The sequence below is a fragment of the Rufibacter aurantiacus genome, assembly GCF_017916345.1.
Classification (GTDB): domain Bacteria; phylum Bacteroidota; class Bacteroidia; order Cytophagales; family Hymenobacteraceae; genus Nibribacter; species Nibribacter roseolus.
The window spans coordinates 1,060,233-1,081,768 of record NZ_JAFMSV010000001.1; the positions used below are offsets into that span (position 1 = coordinate 1,060,233).

Genomic DNA, 21,536 nt, shown 5'->3' on the forward strand with positions numbered 1-21,536 from the left:
TGCTTATATACCGCTATAGAAATCGATTACTTCCCCTGCTTTCAAAGTAACAATCGCCTTCTTAGAGGATGCTGTGCGGCCTGTAACAACACCAGACTTGGTGTTGCGAGACTTCAATTTGCCTTGGGTTCTCATAGTAGAGATCTTCTCTACTGTTACACCGTAACGTGACTGGATCGCTTTCTTGATCTCAATCTTATTTGCTTTTCTATCAACCTCAAAAGCATATTTACCTACTTCGTTCAAAGCGGTAAGCTTCTCAGTCAATAATGGTCTTTTCAGGATACTCATTATTTCGATGTGTAAATTTCTTCAAAAACAGAAAGAGATTCCTCTAAACAAACTACTTTGTCTGCGTTCAACAAGTCATAAGTTGTCAAAGCACCTGGAGTAGCCACCTTTACCTTAGGCAGGTTTCTGCTAGACAGAACCACGTTGGTATCAACATCTTTCGTAACGATCAATGTCTTTCTAGTGCCCACGTTCAAGCCTTGCAGTATGGCTGCGAAGCTCTTTGTTTTTGGAGTATCAATGGTGATGTTATCAACTAACACCAGACGCTCATCTTTAGCCAAAGTTGAAAGTGCTGACAATCTTGCCAGAGACTTCAACTTCTTGTTCAATTTGAAGCTATAGTTTCTTGGTCTTGGACCAAATACACGGCCACCACCAACAAAAACTGGGGCTTTCAAAGAACCAGCTCTGGCTCCGCCTGTACCTTTTTGACGTTTGATCTTTTTGGTAGAACCGGCAACCTCATTACGCTCTTTCGCTTTGTGGGTACCTTGGCGCTGGTTAGCTAAGTATTGCTTAACATCCAGATACATGGCGTGTTCGTTAGGCTCAACCCCGAACACAGACTCAGGAAGGGTTACTTTCCTTCCGGTATCTTCGCCTTTACTATTGAAAACTGATAGCTCCATCTTATTTCTCAACTACAATAAATGAATTTTTAGCGCCTGGGATAGAACCGCTAACTACAAGTACATTTTGCTCAGGCAGGACACGTAACACGCGCAGGTTTTGAACCTTCACGCGGTCGCCACCCATTCTACCGGCCATGCGCATTCCTTTGAATACACGTGATGGCCATGAGCAGGCTCCAATTGAACCAGGGTGTCTTGCTCTGTTGTGCTGACCGTGGGTCTGCCCGCCAACACCACTGAAGTTGTAGCGCTTCACTACCCCTTGGAAACCTTTACCTTTTGAAGTTCCAACTACATCAACGAATTCGTTCTCTTCGAAAAGGTTTACATCTACTGTATCTCCCAGGGAGAAAGAGGCAACATCGTCTAATCTAAACTCTACTAATTTCTTCTTAGCAGTGGTGTTAGCTTTTGCGAAGTGTCCTGCAAGCGCCTTGCTTACTCTTTTTACCTTCTTCTCTCCGTACCCAAGCTGAACAGCGGTGTAGCCGTCTGTTTCCTGCGTCTTAACCTGAGTTACTACGCATGGTCCTGCTTGAATCAAAGTACAGGCCACGCTCTTCCCTTCAGGAGTGAAGAGGCTTGTCATTCCGATTTTCTTACCGATAATTCCAGGCATTCTACTTTTTTATTTAAACAATTAAAATTAACATCCCGAAATAGGGTCTATTTTCGGGAGTGCAAAGTTCTATATTTAATTTTTATTTTACAAGCTATCCTAAATTATTTGTTTTCAGATACTAAGGTATTTTCACCTCTGTACTTACCCTTAGGTCACTCATAAGTAGGTCGTTAACTTTCCTGCATAGGAAATGATTCCAACCTCTTGGCTGTTTTCAGGCTTATTTTGCGAAATCTGGTCTAAAACACCTTTCTTCACTCCTTCTCACTCCATATCAAATGGATGTATTTCCAGGCCAACCTATTTTCAGGTCATTTTCACCAAAACAGCACTTAACAGGTTTTCTGTTGCGGCACAAAAAAAGGGAGAGGTTACCCTCTCCCTTTTATATTGAGTGTTGCTTATCAAACTTTGATTTCAACATCAACGCCACTTGGTAATTCAAGTTTCATCAATGCGTCTACCGTTTTAGAAGAAGTAGAGTAGATGTCTACTAATCTCTTATAGGTGCAAAGTTGGAATTGCTCTCTTGCTTTCTTGTTCACGTGTGGTGAACGAAGTACAGTGAAGATATCTTTCTCGGTAGGCAAAGGAATAGGACCACTCACGATCGCACCAGTTGCTTTTACCGCTTTCACGATTTTCTCTGATGATTTATCAACCAGATTGTGATCGTAAGATTTCAGTTTGATTCTGATCTTTTGATTCATTCTATTTCAACTATTTCGAAGTCCCTTTAATTTTTGCCACGATGCCATCTGCCAAGTTCTGCGGTACTTGCTCATAGTGTGAGAAAGTAAGAGAAGCAGTTGCTCTACCTGAGGTGATGGTACGTAAGTCTGTTACGTAACCAAACAGTTCTGATAAAGGAACATCGGCTTTCACTACGGTAGAAGTACCTTTGGTATCCATACCTTTCATGATACCTCTTCTTCTGTTCAAGTCACCAGTAACCGGACCAGTGTACTCATCTGGAGTAACCACGTCAACGGCCATGATTGGCTCAAGAAGTTTAGGGGCACATTGCTTTCCAGCTTCTTTGAAACCTGCACGGGCGGCAAGTTCAAAAGACAAGGCATCAGAGTCAACATCGTGGAAAGAACCGTGGAACAAACGCACTTTCATTGAATCTACAGGGAAGCCGGCCAGGATACCGTTCTTCATTGCTTCTTCAAATCCTTTCTGCACCGGCGGGATGAATTCTCTTGGAATTACACCACCAACAATTGCGTTCTCAAACTCAAGGCCTGTCTTACCATCTTCGCGAGGACCCATGGTGAACACGATGTCTGCGAATTTACCACGACCACCAGACTGCTTTTTGTACACTTCTCTGTGTTCAACGCTCTTGGTAATAGTTTCTTTGTAAGCCACCTGAGGAGCACCTTGGTTCAACTCAACCTTGAACTCACGTTTCATACGGTCGATGATGATCTCCAGGTGAAGCTCACCCATACCTCTTAAGATCGTCTGACCAGTTTCCTCGTCAGTGTTTACTTGCAGGGTAGGATCCTCTTCAATGAGTTTGGCAATAGCCATACCCATTTTGTCAGAGTCAGCCTGAGTTTTAGGCTCAATGGCGTATCCGATTACCGGTTCTGGGAAGTCCATTGATTCCAGCACGATTTTGGCGTTCTGGTCGCAAAGGGTATCCCCAGTTTTGATATCTTTAAAGCCTACTACCGCTCCGATGTCACCAGCAGCCAGTCTTTCGATTTGGTTCTGCTTGTTGGCGTGCATCTGGAAGATACGGGAAATACGCTCTTTGTTGTTTGAACGGGTGTTGTACACGTAAGAACCAGACTCCAGTACACCTGAATAAGCTCTCACGAAGCACAGACGTCCTACGTAAGGGTCAGTAGCGATTTTAAAAGCCAGACCAGCGAATGGATCGCTTTCACTTGGCTTGCGCACTACCTCTTCTCCTGTATCTGGATTGGTACCTACAATGCTTTCTTTATCCAGAGGTGAAGGGCAAAGCGCCATCACGTAGTCAAGCATGGTTTGTACCCCTTTGTTTTTGAAAGAAGAACCGCAAAGCATCGGCACGATGGCCATGTCAATAGTTGCTTTACGCAACGCGTTCATAATTTCGTCTTCGGTGATGGTCTCAGGATCATCGAAGTATTTTTCCATCAGAGACTCATCGTAATCTGCTACTGCTTCCAGTAACTTCTCACGGTACTCAGTGGCTTCCTCCAGCATATCGTCTGGAATAGGAACTTCTCTAAAGGTCATCCCTTTGTCGTGCTCATTCCACTCAATACCTCTGAAGTTCACCAGGTCAACCACACCTTTGAAGTCATCTTCAGCCCCGATTGGTAACTGTAGCGCTACGGCGTTGCTGCCCAGCATTTCTTTCACTTGCTTACAAACAGCAAGGAAGTCAGCGCCTGAACGGTCCATTTTATTAACGAAACCTATACGGGCTACTTTGTAGTTGTCAGCAAGTCTCCAGTTAGTCTCAGACTGTGGCTCAACACCATCAACTGCGCTAAACAAGAAAACCAGGCCATCCAATACACGCAGGGAACGGTTCACCTCTACGGTGAAGTCAACGTGACCTGGAGTATCAATGATGTTGATGTGGTATTTGTCACCTCTGTAGTCCCAGTTTACAGTAGTAGCGGCAGAAGTAATGGTGATACCTCTTTCCTGCTCCTGCTCCATCCAGTCCATGGTGGCAGCTCCATCGTGCACCTCACCAATTTTGTGGGAAACCCCAGCATAGTAAAGGATACGCTCTGTAGTTGTGGTCTTACCGGCATCAATGTGCGCGGCAATACCTATGTTTCTGGTAAATTTTAAGTCTCTAGCCATTCTTAGAATCTGAAATGCGAGAATGCCTTGTTAGCTTCCGCCATTCTGTGAGTATCATCTTTCTTCTTCACAGCAGCACCTTCTCCTTTGGCAGCGGCGATAATCTCACCTGCCAATTTATCCATCATGGTCTTCTCACCTCTCTTGCGAGCGTAAGAGATCATCCATTTGATACCAAGAGAAATCTTTCTATCCGGACGCACCTCAGTTGGTACCTGGAAAGTAGCACCACCTACACGGCGGGATTTTACCTCTACACCTGGCATGATGTTGTTCAATGCTTTTTTCCAGGTCTCAAGACCGTTCTCTTTAGTTCTTCTTTCAACTAAATCGCAAGCATCGTAAAAAATCTTGTATGCCACACTCTTCTTACCGTCTACCATCAGGTAGTTTACAAAACGGGTAACCAGAGTTTCTTTGTATTTTGGATCAGGAAGAAGAATTCTCTTCTTTGGTTTCGCTTTTCTCATTGTCTTAACTCAATTATTTTTTCTTACCGCCTTTTCCTGCAGCAGCTGCTGGCTGACCTGGTTTAGGACGTTTTGCTCCGTACTTAGAACGGGACTGTAGACGACCGTTTACACCAGCAGTGTCCAACGCACCACGGATAATGTGGTATCTTACACCTGGTAAGTCTTTCACACGACCACCTCTGATCAGCACAATGGAGTGCTCCTGGAGGTTGTGACCTTCACCCGGGATATAGGCATTGACTTCTTTGCCGTTTGTCAAACGCACACGGGCCACTTTTCTCATCGCTGAGTTTGGCTTCTTAGGTGTGGTTGTGTAAACGCGTGTGCACACGCCACGTCTTTGTGGGCATGAGTCAAGAGCTGGAGACTTAGACTTTGATGTTAGCGCTTCTCTTCCCTTTCTTACTAATTGTTGTATAGTAGGCATTTACTAACTTTTTAAACTGATTTCTCTCTTCAAAAAATGGTTTGCAAAGGTATAAATTTTGCTTTGCAAATTCAAAGTTTTAATTCATTAATTATTAACCGCTTAGGCTTCGCCAATAGTTCCCCCAAAATTGAGCGGAAAGCTTGGGGCTTCCGGCGTCTGCTTGATAGCCCCAAAACTTTGCTCATACTTTAGGATGTTTTCCTCCAAAGCAGCCAAGAAACGCTTGGCATGCTCTGGAGTAATCACCACTCTTGACTTTACTTTTGCCTTCGGGATCCCGGGCATCAGACGGATAAAATCAATCACGAATTCACTGTGGGAGTGCGCGATCATGGCCAGGTTTGCATACTCGCCCTCGGCAATCTCCTCCGTCAACTCAATGTTGATCTGTCCTTGTTGTTCTGCTGCGGCCATTTTATTTCTCTTGCAGTTCGCCTTGCTTTGCTTTCACTCCGGATTGTCTGCTTGCTGTAAGAGCTTCGTACTCTTCCTTGGAGCCAACAATGATTTTTGAGTATTCGCGCAAGCCGGTACCCGCAGGGATCAGGTGACCAACGATTACGTTCTCTTTCAAGCCCAGTAATTCGTCTGCCTTTCCTTTGATGGCTGCCTCGCTCAGTACCTTGGTAGTCTCCTGGAAGGAAGCCGCCGAGATAAAGCTTTGCGTACCCAATGAAGCCTGCGTGATCCCTTGCAAGGTTGGTCTAGACACCGCTGGCTGTGCGTCACGCACGGTCACCAGACGCAGGTCTCTACGCTTCAGGCTAGAGTTCTCATCGCGCAGACGACGCGCCGTCACAATCATACCTGGTTTCATGGCGGTTGAGTCACCTGCATCCTCCACTACTTTCATGTCAATGATCATGTCGTTCTCTTCCATGAACGTCACTTTGTCAACCGTTTGGTTTTCCAGGAAGCTGGTATCACCCGGGTCAATCACGTTCACTTTCTGCATCATCTGACGAACCACCACTTCAATGTGCTTGTCATTGATCTTCACCCCTTGCAGACGGTATACCTCCTGGATTTCGTTCACCAGGTATTCCTGCACTGCGCCAGGTCCCTGGATGTTCAGGATATCGTTTGGTGTGATGGCACCGTCTGACAACGGAACACCTGCACGCACAAAGTCATTGTCCTGTACCAGGATGTGCTTGGAAAGAGGCACCATGTACTTCTTCTTAACACCGTCTTTAGACTCAATGTAGATCTCACGGTTACCGCGTTTCACGCCTCCGTAAGTTACCACACCGTCAATCTCACTCACTACCGCTGGGTTAGACGGGTTACGAGCCTCGAAGAGTTCTGTAACGCGTGGCAGACCACCCGTGATGTCGCGGGTTTTACCAATAGCGCGTGGGATCTTGGAGATAATCTGACCAGCCTTGATCTGCTGTCCGTCTTCTACTGTTAAGTGGGCCCCTACCGGAATGTTGTAGGTTTTAGGCTCACCGTTGGCCGGCATGATGACAATAGCAGGGTTCTTGGTCTTATCCTTGGTCTCGATAATCACTTTCTCACGGTGACCAGTCTGCTCGTCAGACTCCTCACGGAAGGTGATACCCTCCACAATGGACTCGTACACGATGTTACCGTCAAACTCAGAAAGGATAACCGCGTTATATGGATCCCAGTTACACAGCTCGTCGCCTTTGGCCACGGTGTCTCCTTCGTTCACCAACAGGAATGAACCGTAAGGCACGTGGTTACTGATAAGCAGTTTGCCAGTGGTTGGCTCTACAACCTTCACCTCACCTGAACGGCCCATTACAACTTTCACCGGTTCGCCTTCTGCATTGGTGGTTTCAATTGTCCGAACATCTTCGAACTCAATCACCCCGTTGAATTTAGCACGGATAGCTGCATCTACCGCAATGTTAGACGCCGTACCACCCACGTGGAAGGTACGAAGTGTCAACTGAGTACCTGGCTCACCGATTGACTGTGCCGCGATAACCCCAACCGCTTCACCTTTCTGCACCATGCGGCCAGTTGAAAGGTTACGGCCGTAGCATTTGGCACAGATACCCCGCTTGGTCTCGCAAGTCAACACGGAACGGATCTCAACGCTTTCAATAGCCGAGTTCTCAATGATTCTGGCTACTTCTTCGGTGATTTCGTTTCCAGACTCGTGGATCAGTTCTCCAGTGATCGGATCAATGATGTCATGTACGTTCACACGACCCAGGATACGCTCAGACAGAGACTCCACAATATCTTCGTTGTCTTTCAGGGCGCTTACTTCCAGACCGCGCAGAGTACCGCAGTCGGTTTCGTTCACAATTACGTCCTGAGAAACGTCTACCAGACGACGGGTCAGGTAACCCGCATCCGCCGTTTTCAAGGCCGTATCCGCAAGACCTTTACGGGCACCGTGGGTAGAGATGAAGTACTCAATTACATCCAGACCTTCTTTGAAGTTGGAAAGAATTGGGTTTTCAATGATCTCCCCTACTGAGCCTTGCAAGGATTTCTGCGGCTTAGCCATCAGACCCCGCATACCACCTAACTGACGGATCTGCTCACGGGAACCACGGGCTCCTGAGTGCATCATCATGAAGATGGAGTTAAATCCTTGGTCGTCTTTCTCAAGACGGTTCATCAGGGTCTCGGTGATCTGGTTGTTAATACGTGTCCAGATATCAATTACCTGGTTGTAACGCTCGTTATCAGTGATCAGACCCATAGAGTAGTTCGCCCAAACAGCGTCCACGTCTTTTTTGGCCTGCTCTACCAGGATATCTTTCTCTTTCGGGATCACAATGTCACCCAAGCCCATAGAAAGACCGCCTTTGTAGGCAGACTGGAAGCCCAGGGTTTTGATGTCATCCAGGAACTGAGCAGTTCTCGCCATACCCGTTACTTTGAACACGCGGGAGATGATCTGCTGCAATTTCTTCTTAGAAAGAAGTTCGTCTACGTACCCAACTTCTTCTGGCACGAACTGATTGAACAATACCCTTCCGGCTACGGTCTCAATCAATTTAGTCTCCAGTTCGTTGTTGTCATTTAAGACTTTCACACGCACTTTGATGAACGCATGCTTAGACAAGCGGCCTTCATTGATGGCGATGATTACTTCTTCAGCGCTGTAGAAAGACATGCCCTCACCGGCGATTTTCTCGTTCTCGGTTGAGCGTTTGCCTTTGGTTACATAGTACAGACCCAACACCATGTCCTGGGAAGGTACCGCGATTGGCGCACCGTTGGCAGGGTTCAGGATGTTGTGCGAAGCCAACATGAGCATAGAGGCTTCCAAGATTGCGGCCGGTCCTAGTGGAACGTGTACCGCCATCTGGTCACCGTCAAAGTCGGCGTTGAATGCAGTGGTTACCAATGGGTGCAGCTGAATCGCTTTTCCTTCGATCAGTTTCGGCTGGAACGCCTGAATACCTAATCTGTGGAGCGTAGGAGCACGGTTCAAAAGAACTGGGTGTCCTTTCAGCACGTTTTCCAAAATATCCCAAACAACCGGGTCTTTTCTGTCCACGATTTTCTTCGCAGATTTTACCGTCTTCACAATCCCGCGCTCAATAAGCTTACGGATGATGAACGGTTTGAAAAGCTCAGCTGCCATGTTCTTAGGCAGACCGCACTCATGCAGTTTCAGCTCTGGACCTACCACGATTACGGAACGGCCAGAGTAGTCAACACGCTTACCAAGCAAGTTCTGACGGAAACGTCCTTGCTTACCTTTCAGCATGTCAGAAAGTGATTTCAGGGCACGGTTACCTTCTGCTCTTACAGCGTTCACTTTACGTGAGTTGTCGAACAGGGAGTCAACGGCTTCCTGAAGCATACGCTTCTCATTCCGCAGGATCACCTCTGGTGCTTTGATCTCGATCAGACGCTTCAGACGGTTGTTACGGATAATTACACGACGGTATAAGTCGTTCAAGTCAGACGTAGCGAAACGGCCACCATCCAACGGAACTAATGGACGCAATTCTGGTGGAATCACAGGCACCATGCGGATCACCATCCACTCAGGCTTGTTCTCGATTCTGGTTGCGGCATCACGGAAAGCCTCTACTACGCGCAGACGCTTCAACGCTTCTGCCTTCCGCTGCTGAGAAGTCTCATGGGCAGCAGAGTAACGCAAATCATAAGAAAGGTCATCCAGGTTGATGCGCTCCAATAACATCTGAAGGGCTTCAGCTCCCATCTTCGCGATGAACTTGTTTGGATCATGGTTGTCCAACATCTGGTTCTCGCGTGGCAACTTGTCAATCATGTCCAGGTACTCATCCTCGGTCAGGAAGTCCAGCATGTTCACGCCGTCCTCGCCCAGGATACCTGGCTGGATTACTACGTACCGCTCATAATAGATGATCTGGTCAAGCTTCTTGGTTGGTAAGCCCAGCAGATAACCAATTTTGTTTGGCAGTGACTTGAAGTACCAGATGTGTGCTACCGGTACAACCAGTTCGATATGGCCCATGCGCTCACGACGCACTTTTTTCTCGGTTACTTCTACACCGCAACGGTCACAGATAATCCCTTTGTAACGGATTCTCTTGTATTTACCGCAGTGGCACTCCCAGTCCTTCACTGGCCCGAAGATCCGCTCGCAGAACAAACCACCCATCTCTGGCTTGTAGGTTCTGTAGTTGATGGTTTCAGGCTTAGTCACCTCTCCGTTTGATCTCTCTAGGATTGATTCCGGAGAAGCCAATGAGATAGTAACTTTAGAGAAGTCTTGGATTAATTTTTTATTTCTTGCTAACGCCATGTTATGTGTTGCTAGATATGTAAATTTCCTTTTTACTAAACGGCCCTTCTAACGCTGAAAAGGGAGATTTCAAGACGAGGCGTATTGCGCCCCTTTTCCTGAAATCTCCTCCAAAACAGCTTATTAGTCCAGCGTAATCTCCAAGGCCAAACCTCTGAGTTCGTGGATCAACACGTTGAATGACTCAGGGATATTTGGCTTTGGCAACACGTCACCTTTTACAATGGCTTCGTATGCTTTCGCACGACCGATCACGTCATCTGACTTCACGGTCAGGATTTCCTGCAGCACGTTAGCGGCACCGAAGGCCTCCAACGCCCACACCTCCATCTCACCGAAACGCTGACCACCGAACTGGGCTTTACCACCCAATGGCTGCTGCGTGATGAGGGAGTATGGTCCGATAGAACGGGCGTGCATCTTATCGTCTACCAAGTGACCCAGTTTCAGCATGTAGATAACACCTACCGTGATTGGCTGGTCAAAGCGGTCACCGCTCAAGCCATCGTACAGATAAGAACGTCCAAATTTAGGCAAGCCAGCCTCGGCCAATTCTGCAGAAACCTGTTCTTCAGTGGCACCGTCGAAGATTGGGGTAGCATAGGTGCGTCCCAATTTCAGACCTGCCCAACCTAGAACGGTCTCGTAGATCTGACCGATGTTCATCCTTGAAGGTACCCCAAGTGGGTTCAACACGATGTCCATTGGTGTTCCATCTTCCAGGAACGGCATGTCTTCCTCACGCACGATACGGGCTACTACCCCTTTGTTACCGTGACGACCCGCCATCTTATCACCCACTTTGAGCTTACGCTTCTTAGCGATGTATACTTTGGCTAGCTGCACGATACCGGCTGGTAACTCGTCTCCTACTTCCAGAGTGAAGCGGTCGCGTTTGAAACGGGCAGAGATCATGTTGCGGCGCTTGGTGTAGTTTTTCACCAGTTCCAACAACATTTTGTTTGTCTGCTCATCCGCGGTCCATCCTTCCAGGATCAGATCCTTGAACATGTTCACCTCTTCAGGAACAGCGTAGTTGCTTTCGTCCTTATAAGGGTTTTTGTCAGGAAAAAGTGCCTCAGAGATGTTTTTCTTACCAAACTTCGCACCCTTGGTCAGGATTTCGTCTCCGAAACGGTGACGTACCCCTTGGCTTGTCTTGCCTTCCAACAGTTGTACCAGCTTCTCAATCATCACGTTCTTCACGGCTTTGAGTTCAGCGTTGTACTTTGTCTTCAGGTCTTCTACCTCTTTCTTCGCTTTCGCGCGGAGGTTTTTATCTTTCTTAGGACGAGAGAATAACTTCGTCTCAATCACCACCCCATTCAATGATGGCGGCGCTTTCAACGAGGCATCCTTCACATCACCGGCTTTGTCCCCGAAGATGGCTCTCAAAAGTTTCTCCTCTGGGGTTGGGTCGGTCTCTCCTTTAGGAGTGATCTTACCAATGAGGATGTCACCTTCTTTCACTTCGGCACCGATGCGGATAATACCGTTCTCATCCAGGTTACGAACGGCTTCCTCGCTTACGTTCGGGATCTCAGAGGTTAATTCCTCCTCACCGCGTTTCGTCTCGCGAACTTCCAGCTCGAACTCTTCAATGTGGATAGAAGTGAACACGTCATCTCTAACTACACGCTCAGAGATTACGATCGCATCCTCAAAGTTGTATCCTTGCCAAGGCATGAACGCTACCTGCAGGTTTCTACCTAGGGCAAGTTCTCCCTGGTTCGTGGCATATCCTTCGCACAGGGGCTGACCTTTGGTTACCCGCTCGTTCTTCTTAACAAGAGGAGTCAGGTTGATACAGGTATCCTGGTTAGTGCGGCGGAACTTGATCAGGTCATACGTCACGTACTCGGCGTCAAAGCTCACCAGTTTCTGGTCCTCAGAGAGGTCATAACGGATGATGATCTTATCTGCGTCAACGAAGTGCACGTAACCGTCGCCTTCTGCTCTTACCAACGCTCTTGAGTCAAGGGCGGCTCTCAGTTCCAGACCGGTACCAACAATTGGAGCCTGTGGCTTCACCAACGGTACTGCCTGGCGCTGCATGTTAGATCCCATCAAGGCACGGTTCGCATCGTCGTGCTCCAGGAACGGAATCAACGAGGCGGCCACCGATACGATCTGGTTAGGTGCAACGTCCATGTAAGTATAGCGCTCTGGCTCTACTACTGGGAAGTCACCTTCAAAACGACCTTTTACTTTGTCGTTGATGAAGTTACCGTTCTCATCGATGATGGCGTTGGCCTGCGCGATGTGGTGGGTATCCTCTTCCTCAGCGGTCAGGTATTTCACTTGGTGGGTCACATCTACTTTACCTTCCACTACATTGCGGTAAGGAGTTTCAATGAAGCCCATGCTGTTCACGCGGGCGTGCACGCAAAGAGAAGAGATCAGACCGATGTTTGGTCCCTCTGGTGTTTCAATGGTACAAAGACGACCGTAGTGGGTATAGTGAACGTCACGTACCTCAAAACCAGCGCGCTCACGGGAAAGACCTCCTGGTCCCAGAGCAGACACACGACGTTTGTGCGTGATCTCTGCCAGTGGGTTGGTCTGGTCCATGAACTGAGACAACTGGTTTGTTCCGAAGAACGAGTTGATCACGGAAGAAAGCGTACGCGCGTTGATCAGGTCAACCGGTTTGAATTCTTCGTTGTCACGCACGTTCATACGCTCCTTGATGGTTCTGGCCATACGGGCAAGACCTACACCAAATTGCGCATATAACTGCTCGCCTACCGTTCTTACACGGCGGTTGCTCAAGTGGTCAATATCATCAACAACGGCTCTTGAGTTGATCAGACCAATCAGGTATTTCACAATCAGGACGATGTCCTCATTAGTCAATACTTTGGCATCCCAGTTTTTGTCAAGGCCTAGTTTCTTGTTGATTCTGTAGCGTCCTACATCACCCAGGTCATAACGCTTATCACTGAAGAACAACTTCTGGATAATGTCACGGGCAGTCTCTACGTCTGGCGCTTCTGTGTTACGCAGCTGACGGTAGATCTGCTCAACGGCTTCCTGCTCAGAGTTTGAGTTATCTTTCTGCAGGGTGTTGTAGATGATGTTGTAATCTGCGATGTTAACGTTTTCACGGTGAAGGATGATGGATTTCACCCCTGAGTCAATGATTACGTCCAGATCGTCTTCGCTCACTTCTGAGTCACGCTCCAACAGCACTTCGTTACGATCGATTGACACCACTTCACCGGTATCCTCATCCACGAAGTCTTCTGTCCAGGTGCGCAGAACCCTCGCAGCCAGCTTTCTGCCAACCACGCCTTTCAAGGTCTTCTTATCGGCCTTCACTTCCTCAGACAACCCGAACAGGTCCAGGATGTCTTTATCCGTTCCGTAACCAATAGCACGCAACAAAGTAGTTACCGGGAATTTCTTCTTCCGGTCAATGTACGCGTACATCACATTGTTAACGTCTGTCGCAAACTCAATCCAGGATCCTTTGAAAGGGATGATTCTGGCAGAGTAAAGTTTGGTACCGTTGGTGTGCTTGCTTTGGGCAAAGAACACCCCTGGTGAACGGTGCAACTGAGATACAATCACGCGCTCGGCGCCATTGATCACAAATGAACCCTTCTCGGTCATATAAGGAATGTTTCCTAAGAAAACTTCCTGTTCAATAGTCTCAAAGTCCTCGTTATCCGTATCATTACAGATCAAACGAAGCTTTGCCTTTAATGGAACTGAATAAGTCAACCCACGGTCAATGCACTCATCAACGGAGTACTTGGGCGGGTCAACATGGTAATCTACGAATTCCAGAACGAAATTCTCTCTTGAGTCAGAGATCGGGAAGTTCTCAGCAAAAACTTTGAATAGACCTTCTTCCGTGCGGTTCTCGGCAGCGGTTTCCAACTGGAAAAAGTCTTGGAAAGATTGTAGCTGAACGTCCAGAAAGTCTGGGTAATCAATTACCGACTTAATGGACGCAAAGTTGATCCGCTCTGTCGTTTTACTTGTAGCCAAAGTTGTCTGATTTTAACGTTTAAACTTTGTCGTGTCGGGAAACAGCCTTTTCTCCGACAGAATATTCTAGAAAATCATTTCTAGGTACAAACAGGAAAAGACCTGACGAAATTGCCAGGTCTAACCCTTAGTGGTAATGGAAGGTAGTGTGGGATTACTTAACCTCCACTTCAGCACCAGCTTCTTCCAATTGCTTTTTCAATGAATCTGCTTCATCTTTAGCAACACCTTCTTTCAATGGTTTTGGAGCACCATCAACCAATTCTTTCGCTTCTTTCAAGCCAAGACCGGTAAGTTCTTTCACTAGCTTCACAACTGCTAGTTTAGAGGCACCTGCTGACTTAAGGATTACATCAAAAGAAGTTTTTTCCTCAGCAGCGGCTCCAGCGTCTCCACCGGCAGCACCAGCTACCATTACAGGAGCAGCAGCTGCTGGCTCAATACCATACTCATCCTTAAGAATAGTAGCAAGTTCATTAACTTCTTTAACAGTTAAGTTAACCAACTGCTCAGCGAATGCTTTCAAATCTGCCATTTTTATTAGTAATTAAAGTTGTTTTAAAATTGAAATGTTATTGTTCTCTCTCTGATAAAGTTTTAAGCACACCAGCCAAAGTATTGCCACCGCTCTGAAGGGCAGAAATAACGTTTTTGGCAGGAGATTGAAGTAAGCCGATGATTTCACCAACCAATTCTTCTTTGGACTTGATTTTGCTCAGGGCATCTAGTTGGTCATCACCTACGTAGATGCTGCTGTCAATGTAAGCTCCTTTCAAGATTGGCTTCTTAGCGCCGGTCTTGCGGAAATCAAGTAATAGTTTTGCTGGAGCATTACCAGTAGTAGCTTCAAATAGGATTCCTGAAGAACCTTTCAAAGCCACATCCAAAGCAGATGTATCTGTGTCTAAGGTATCAAGCGCCTTACGAATCAGAGTGTTTTTGTAAACTTTGTACTCAATGCCTCTATCAAAGCAAAGTCTTCTGAATCTGTTGATAGTAGCAACGGTCAATTCTGAAGCGTCTGTGATGTAGACGAAGGAGTTTTGAGCTAATTTCTCACTCAGGTCACGTACAATGATTTCTTTCTCTTCCCGTGTCATCTCTTCTCGTTAAATTGAGGTTTTGTCAACTACTACACCAGGACTCATTGTGCTTGACAATGTGATGCTCTTAATATAAGTTCCTTTTGCAGAAGAAGGCTTTAAACGGTTAAGGGTAGCAATTACCTCAGAAGCGTTTGCAGCAATTTGATCTGGACCGAAGGACACTTTACCAATGCTAGTGTGGATGATACCGGTTTTGTCAACTTTGAAGTCAATTTTACCAGCTTTCACTTCTTTCACCGCCTTGGCTACGTCTGTGGTTACAGTACCAGCTTTAGGGTTTGGCATTAAGTTACGAGGTCCTAAGATACGGCCCAGTCTACCTACTTTCGCCATTACAGCCGGCATGGTGATGATTACATCAACATCTGTCCAGCCTTTTTCAATCTTCTGGATATAGTCATCCAGACCTACGAAGTCAGCACCTGCGGCTTTCGCTTCGTCTTCCTTGTCAGGAGTGCAAAGCACCAACACACGTACGTCTTTACCGGTTCCATGAGGAAGCGTTACCACGCCTCTCACCATTTGATCAGCTTTGCGCGGGTCAACACCTAGACGTACATCAATGTCAACGGAAGCATCAAACTTAGTGAAAGTGATTTCTTTTACTACGCCTGCTGCATCTAACAGAGAGTACTCTTTTTTAGGGTCGTACTTTGCTAAGACTGCTTTTCTGTTTTTAGAAATTCTAGCCATTTGCTTTTTAATTACTCACTCCAAGGAGCAGTTCCTTTTACTGTGATACCCATGCTACGTGCGGTACCAGCTACCAAACGCATTGCTGCCTCAACTTTGAACGCATTCAGGTCAGGCATTTTGATTTCAGCGATCTCGCGAATCTGATCCCAAGTTACAGAACCCACTTTGTTACGGTTAGGCTCTTTAGATCCGGATTTAATTTTCGCAGCGTCCATCAACAATACTGGAGCGGGAGGAGTTTTAATTACGAAGTCAAATGACTTGTCTGTGTACATTGTAATCAAAACTGGGCATACTTGGCCGGCCTTATCCTGGGTTCTGGCATTGAACTGCTTGCAGAACTCCATAATGTTAAGACCTTTAGATCCAAGTGCAGGTCCTATCGGCGGTGCTGGATTCGCGGCGCCTCCCTTTACCTGAAGTTTCAGATAACCTTTTATTTCTTTTGCCATTATTATTTATTACTACTGTTCTTTTTCTACTTGCATGTAGTTCAGCTCTACCGGAGTATTCCGCCCGAAGATCTTCACCATTACATTCAGCTTGCGACGCTCTTCAAACACCTCTTCTACAGTACCAGAGAAACCGTTGAATGGACCGTCCATTACTTTCACAGTTTCGCCAACAATAAAAGGAGTCTCCAAAGTTTCCACTTGCTCATCTGTTTCGTCAACCTTTCCTAAGATGCGGTTAACTTCAGACATTCTCAGCGGAACCGGTTTTTCGTCTGCTCTACCGTTTCCAGAACCCAGGAAGCCAATAACGCCCGGGGTGCTGGTAATCAAGTGCTCTACCTCACCGTTGGAGATGTCTGCAAAGATCAACACGTAACCAGGAAAAAAGCTGCGTTCTCTAACGCGTTTCTTCCCGTTCCGCATTTCATATACTTTCTCTGACGGAATGAGTACCTGCGGCACCATCTCCGTTAAATTATGACGTGCTACTTCATTCTCCAGGTAAGACTTTGCTTTCTTCTCCTGGCCTGAAACCGCCCGTACTACATACCATTTTAAATCTGCCATTTTCTCCAGCTTAAATTAGAACTGGTTGTAAAACCAATTCAGGGTGGAGTCGTAAACGAAATCCATAGCACCTACAATGATGGCAAACACAATGGAGCCAACCAAAACCAACATAGAGCTCTTCTGGAGCTCTGAGTAAGTTGGCCAGGTAACCTTGTGCTGCATCTCTTCTACAGCGTCATTGAAAAATTTTGTCAGCTTTCCCATTCCTGATGCTATTAACTCTATTTGCACGGGAGGTAGGACTCGAACCTACAACCAATGGTTTTGGAGACCACTACTCTACCAATTGAGCTACTCCCGTAAAAAAATGCACGCCATTCATTTAAATGGAGTGCAAATGTATTATTCTTTTCTTAAAAAAACAAGTCCGCCCTACATTTTCAGCAAGGCGGACTTATGATTTTAATAATTAGTCAAGGATTTCAGTTACCTGACCGGCACCTACAGTTCTACCACCCTCACGGATAGCGAAACGCAGACCTTTCTCCATCGCTACTTTGTTGATCAGCTCAACAGTGATAGTGATGTTGTCACCAGGCATAACCATTTCAACACCTTCTGGCAGAGTGATCACACCAGTTACGTCTGTAGTTCTCAGGTAGAACTGTGGACGGTAGTTGTTGAAGAATGGAGTGTGACGTCCACCTTCTTCTTTAGAAAGAACGTAAACCTCAGCTTTGAATTTTTGGTGAGGAGTTACTGAACCTGGCTTGCAAATAACCATACCACGGCGGATATCAGTTTTCTCAATACCACGCAGCAACAGACCTACGTTGTCACCTGCTTCACCTCTGTCAAGGATTTTGCGGAACATCTCAACACCAGTTACTGTAGACTTCAGGCCTTCAGCACCCATACCTAAGATGTCAACTTGCTCACCAGAGTTGATGATACCACGCTCGATACGGCCAGTAGCTACTGTACCACGACCAGTGATAGAGAACACGTCCTCAACTGGCATCAAGAATGGAAGGTCAGTCAAACGAGCAGGAATTGGAATGTAGCTATCAACAGCTGCCATCAATTCTTCAATGGTTTTAACCCATTTCTCATCTCCGTTCAAGCCACCAAGAGCTGAACCCTGGATAACTGGGATGTTATCACCGTCGAAATCGTAGAAAGAAAGAAGCTCTCTGATTTCCATTTCAACCAGCTCTAACAATTCTGGATCGTCTACCATGTCCACTTTGTTCATGAACACAACAAGAGCAGGAACACCTACCTGACGAGCCAAAAGGATGTGCTCACGAGTTTGTGGCATTGGACCATCTGTAGCGGCAACCACCAAGATAGCACCGTCCATCTGAGCAGCACCTGTAACCATGTTTTTCACGTAGTCAGCGTGACCTGGGCAGTCAACGTGCGCGTAGTGACGGTTCTCAGTAGCGTACTCAACGTGAGAAGTGTTAATAGTAATACCACGCTCTTTTTCTTCAGGAGCGTTGTCAATAGAAGAGAAGTCTCTTTTTGCGGCTAGACCTTTGCTCGCTAAAACCTGAGTAATAGCAGCAGTCAAGGTTGTTTTGCCGTGGTCAACGTGCCCAATAGTACCGATGTTTACGTGCGGTTTGGAACGATCAAATGTTTCTTTAGCCATTTTAGAAAGTATTTAGTTCTTGGGTGAAACGGTGTATTGTTTGTTAAAAAATACCGCTTGAGCCAACGATGGGAATTGAACCCACGACCCCTTCCTTACCAAGGAAGTACTCTACCCCTGAGCTACGTCGGCAAAATAAAAGAATGCAGCTTTCGCTGCATTGCTCTCTTTAAAGAGCGGGAGACGAGGTTCGAACCCGCGACCTACAGCTTGGAAGGCTGTCGCTCTACCAGCTGAGCTACTCCCGCTTGTTACTGGTAACATCAGAAATCTTTACGAAACAACCTGTAACCTTGCCTCAATTTCTGACCGTGTTAAGTGTGGGGAGAGAAGGATTCGAACCTTCGAAAGCTTACGCTAACGGAGTTACAGTCCGTCCCATTTGGCCACTCTGGAATCTCCCCAATACTGTTTCAAAGAACCCTAAAACCGAGTTGCGTTGCCGTTTTCGTTCTTAGGAGCTGCAAAACTAGTGGGTTTTTCTTCCATGTCAAATATTTCTGCAAATATTTTTTTCAATCAATTCATTTGGGGGCTCATGATGGAGGCTAATTTGGGGTCTTTAGCGGCCAATTCCTGAACCTTTTGGCGGCGTTCATCGGTCTCGGCCATGAGTGTAAGCATTTGAAACGCTGCTTGTTTCGCTTCGGCCATGGTCTCTTGCTCCACTACCCGCACCAAGGCTTGCCACCCCCTCTCCTGCCGGTCAATATTTTTTTTCAAAAGGAAGGCGCCGAAGCTCTGCACGAAGTAATATAAGTCACCGCCCCGCAGTCTGGAGGCGTTTTTCAGATACCAGGCGTAAAGCTCTTCTTCATCACTCTGGGTAAAAGCCGAGGCCAGGGCATTGACCACATCTGGGTTCTTGTATTGGAGAAAAGGCTTTAATCGATTCAAGTTATGATCACCTTTGGTCCAGGCGAAGATGGCGGCACTCACCACCTGGTAAGAAGAATCATTTAGCCGGCTCTCTATAATCTCCGGAGGCAAGCCGTTCAAGGTACTCAGCACATAGGTAGCCGTGGCCCGTACCGCACTGTGCGGATCAGTCTCTGCCATACGCTGCACCTGGGCCTGCATACGCGGGTTCTGCATTGATTCTTTAGACACCAGTACCTCCAGGCCGGTGGCTCTTATCTTCCAGAAAGGATCCTGCATGGCTTTCTCCAGAACCTGGTCAATCTGCGTCACAGTAGTATCTCTCAGGTGTTCCAGGGCATTGGCTTTCGCGGCATAGGCGGCACTGTTCAGGAACTGAGCCGACCACTCAGGCACAGACTTTTCATGGTTTATATTGGCCAGCAGCTTCTGCGTGGGATCTACCACCACCGCCTCTGGCGCGGCTTGCATAGTAAAGGTGAATGCCTGAGTTGCTTTCTCCAGTTGCACCTGCTCCTGCTGCCATTTTCCATTCTGGAGCAGAGCAACGGTCAGTGGCATTTTGTAAACTGTAGTGCGGAGGGTATCCTGGGTTTGGTTCACCTGCACGGTCAAGGCTCCGTTCTGGTAGGAATGGCTCACCTTCAGGTCGGGATGGCCCGGGGTTAGGAACCATTGTTGGAAAAACGGCCGCAAATCGCGTCCGGTGGTTTCCTCAAAAGCTAGGCGCAGTTTATCAATCTCTACCGGCGAGTACTTGTTCTGGGTCAGGTACAGGTACAGCGCTGCGAAGAATGCCTCATCCCCTACCTCCTGCCGAAGCATGTGCAGCACCCGCCCGCCTTTAGCGTAGGAGTGGCTGTCAAACATGTCTTCCTTGTCTGTGTAATGGAAACGGATCAAAGGCTCTTGTTTGGTTCTGGACTCGGCCAGGTACTCCAGCAAGGCACTTTGGTGCGTAAGGGCGGCTTCGTCAGGTCCGTATTGGTGTTCGGCCCACAGGTATTCTGAGTAATCGGCAAAGGATTCGTTCAACGGCAGGTTGGCCCAGGACTCGGTAGTGACCAGATCCCCGAACCACTGGTGGAACAGCTCATGCGCGATGATGTGGTCCCAGTTCTTGTCCAGCAGCTCGCGGCGGTCCTGCTGCACAGATTCCATGAAGGTGGAGGCGGAGGTATTCTCCATGGCGCCAGACACAAAATTACGGACCACCACCTGCGCGTACTTATCCCATGGGAAAGCTACACCTAGCTTCTGGGAGAAGAACTCCAGCATGGCTGGCGTCCGCCCGAAGGTGGCTTTGGCAGTGGCCGCGTACTCCGGCTCCACCCAATAACTCACCTCTTTGTTCCGCCATTTGTCTTTGATCACCGAGAACTCGCCAATAGCCATCATGACCAAGTACGGTGCGTGGGGCTGGGTCATCCGCCAGTGATCCGTTTTAAGCCCGTTTTTCAGACTCCTGCTGGAAACCAGCGTCCCGTTAGACAGGGTCTTGAACTTGTTCTCCACCGTGATGAAGATGTCCTGGGTCATCCGCTCGTTGGGCTTGTCAATGGTAGGGAACCAGGCCGAGTTCGCCTCGGTCTCGCCCTGCGTCCAAATCTGCTGGGGCACGCCCTCCTCGTTACCCAGAGGGTTGATGAAGTAGAGGCCTTTGTCTGACTGGATGGCCTGGCTGCCATGGGCCTGCAATTCATTCGGTTTGGCCGTGTAAGAGATGTAAACCTGGAGCGTATCGGTGCGGGTGTAGGTCTTGTCCAGCTTCACCGTTAGTTTCTGCTGGTCATAGTCATAGGTCAGCGGCACGGCCTGCTTGCCTTTGAGCAAAGTCACTTTGTGGATGTCAAAACCCTTAGCGTCCAGCACCACCTGTTGCTGCGGGTAGAAGTACGGCTTTAAGGTAAGGGTGGCTTCTCCCAGCAGGTGCTGCTTCGCCCAGTCAAACCGCACGTTCAGGTTGGTGTGCAGCAGATCCATGAGGCGCTCGGCCGAAGGTTGGTAGGGACCGCGGCTTGTTTGGGGCATCTCCGTAACTACGGAATCTACGGCTATGGCAGCGGTTTCTGAGGCGACAACGGGTGCGGCTGCCTTCTTCACAGCGCAGCCTGCAGCCGAGCCACACAGCAGAATGAACAAGAAGCCACGGGAAAGGATGTGATTCATGTAATGATTTATTAACTTTGGGAACTCAAGTTGTGAATTTATTTCACACGTACGGTAAATTACTG

18 protein-coding genes and 4 tRNA genes are annotated in these 21,536 nt (G+C 47.6%); all 22 read right to left on the reverse strand.

Features of this window, described 5'->3' with window-relative positions; genetic code table 11:
* Positions 1-3: 3 nt before the first annotated feature.
* Positions 4-291, reverse strand: a complete 288-nt coding sequence (gene rplW / locus J3P34_RS04355) for a 50S ribosomal protein L23 (RefSeq protein WP_210466564.1) — start codon at positions 289-291, stop codon at positions 4-6.
* Positions 291-923, reverse strand: coding sequence for a 50S ribosomal protein L4 (gene rplD / locus J3P34_RS04360; protein ID WP_210466565.1), 633 nt, complete (start codon positions 921-923; stop codon positions 291-293). Before rplD ends, rplW begins: the two co-directional genes overlap by 1 nt.
* Position 924: 1 nt before the next feature.
* Complete coding sequence (gene rplC, locus J3P34_RS04365) at positions 925-1,545, reverse strand: 50S ribosomal protein L3 (protein WP_210466566.1); 621 nt, start codon at positions 1,543-1,545, stop codon at positions 925-927.
* 407 nt (positions 1,546-1,952) lie between these two features.
* Positions 1,953-2,258 (reverse strand): 30S ribosomal protein S10, encoded by a 306-nt coding sequence (rpsJ, locus tag J3P34_RS04370; protein WP_048919298.1) that lies wholly within the window; start codon positions 2,256-2,258, stop codon positions 1,953-1,955.
* Between the two features lie 10 nt (positions 2,259-2,268).
* Positions 2,269-4,368 carry an elongation factor G gene (gene fusA, locus J3P34_RS04375; protein ID WP_210486567.1) on the reverse strand — a complete coding sequence of 700 codons (2,100 nt, stop codon included), beginning with the start codon at positions 4,366-4,368 and terminating at the stop codon, positions 2,269-2,271.
* 2 nt (positions 4,369-4,370) lie between these two features.
* Positions 4,371-4,838, reverse strand: coding sequence for a 30S ribosomal protein S7 (gene rpsG, locus J3P34_RS04380; RefSeq protein ID WP_210466568.1), 468 nt, complete (start codon positions 4,836-4,838; stop codon positions 4,371-4,373).
* 13 nt (positions 4,839-4,851) lie between these two features.
* On the reverse strand, positions 4,852-5,268 hold the full coding sequence (rpsL, locus tag J3P34_RS04385) for a 30S ribosomal protein S12 (RefSeq protein ID WP_048919295.1): 417 nt from the start codon (positions 5,266-5,268) through the stop codon (positions 4,852-4,854).
* Positions 5,269-5,370: 102 nt separating this feature from the next.
* On the reverse strand, positions 5,371-5,685 hold the full coding sequence (locus J3P34_RS04390) for a DUF3467 domain-containing protein (RefSeq protein ID WP_149092178.1): 315 nt from the start codon (positions 5,683-5,685) through the stop codon (positions 5,371-5,373).
* Between the two features lies 1 nt (position 5,686).
* Complete coding sequence (rpoC, locus tag J3P34_RS04395; RefSeq protein WP_210486569.1) at positions 5,687-10,003, reverse strand: DNA-directed RNA polymerase subunit beta'; 4,317 nt, start codon at positions 10,001-10,003, stop codon at positions 5,687-5,689.
* Positions 10,004-10,126: 123 nt separating this feature from the next.
* Positions 10,127-13,999, reverse strand: a complete 3,873-nt coding sequence (rpoB, locus tag J3P34_RS04400; RefSeq protein ID WP_210486571.1) for a DNA-directed RNA polymerase subunit beta — start codon at positions 13,997-13,999, stop codon at positions 10,127-10,129.
* Positions 14,000-14,153: 154 nt separating this feature from the next.
* Entirely contained in the window at positions 14,154-14,534 is a 381-nt protein-coding gene (gene rplL / locus J3P34_RS04405; protein ID WP_149092175.1) for a 50S ribosomal protein L7/L12, read from the reverse strand.
* 37 nt (positions 14,535-14,571) lie between these two features.
* Positions 14,572-15,099: a 50S ribosomal protein L10 gene (gene rplJ / locus J3P34_RS04410; protein ID WP_210466571.1), complete on the reverse strand. Its 528-nt coding sequence runs from the start codon at positions 15,097-15,099 to the stop codon at positions 14,572-14,574.
* Positions 15,100-15,108: 9 nt separating this feature from the next.
* On the reverse strand, positions 15,109-15,798 hold the full coding sequence (rplA, locus tag J3P34_RS04415; RefSeq protein ID WP_149092173.1) for a 50S ribosomal protein L1: 690 nt from the start codon (positions 15,796-15,798) through the stop codon (positions 15,109-15,111).
* 11 nt (positions 15,799-15,809) lie between these two features.
* Positions 15,810-16,253: a 50S ribosomal protein L11 gene (gene rplK, locus J3P34_RS04420; protein ID WP_123131288.1), complete on the reverse strand. Its 444-nt coding sequence runs from the start codon at positions 16,251-16,253 to the stop codon at positions 15,810-15,812.
* Between the two features lie 12 nt (positions 16,254-16,265).
* Positions 16,266-16,823 (reverse strand): transcription termination/antitermination protein NusG, encoded by a 558-nt coding sequence (gene nusG / locus J3P34_RS04425; RefSeq protein WP_149092172.1) that lies wholly within the window; start codon positions 16,821-16,823, stop codon positions 16,266-16,268.
* A 15-nt stretch (positions 16,824-16,838) separates the two neighbouring features.
* Positions 16,839-17,030, reverse strand: a complete 192-nt coding sequence (gene secE / locus J3P34_RS04430) for a preprotein translocase subunit SecE (protein WP_210466572.1) — start codon at positions 17,028-17,030, stop codon at positions 16,839-16,841.
* A 24-nt stretch (positions 17,031-17,054) separates the two neighbouring features.
* A tRNA-Trp gene (locus J3P34_RS04435) sits at positions 17,055-17,127 on the reverse strand.
* A 108-nt stretch (positions 17,128-17,235) separates the two neighbouring features.
* Positions 17,236-18,423 (reverse strand): elongation factor Tu, encoded by a 1,188-nt coding sequence (gene tuf, locus J3P34_RS04440; RefSeq protein ID WP_210466573.1) that lies wholly within the window; start codon positions 18,421-18,423, stop codon positions 17,236-17,238.
* A 60-nt stretch (positions 18,424-18,483) separates the two neighbouring features.
* Positions 18,484-18,555 (reverse strand) — tRNA-Thr (locus J3P34_RS04445).
* Between the two features lie 43 nt (positions 18,556-18,598).
* Positions 18,599-18,671 (reverse strand) — tRNA-Gly (locus tag J3P34_RS04450).
* Between the two features lie 73 nt (positions 18,672-18,744).
* Positions 18,745-18,827 (reverse strand) — tRNA-Tyr (locus tag J3P34_RS04455).
* A gap of 115 nt (positions 18,828-18,942) precedes the next feature.
* Complete coding sequence (locus J3P34_RS04460; protein WP_210486573.1) at positions 18,943-21,471, reverse strand: M1 family metallopeptidase; 2,529 nt, start codon at positions 21,469-21,471, stop codon at positions 18,943-18,945.
* Positions 21,472-21,536: the final 65 nt, after the last annotated feature.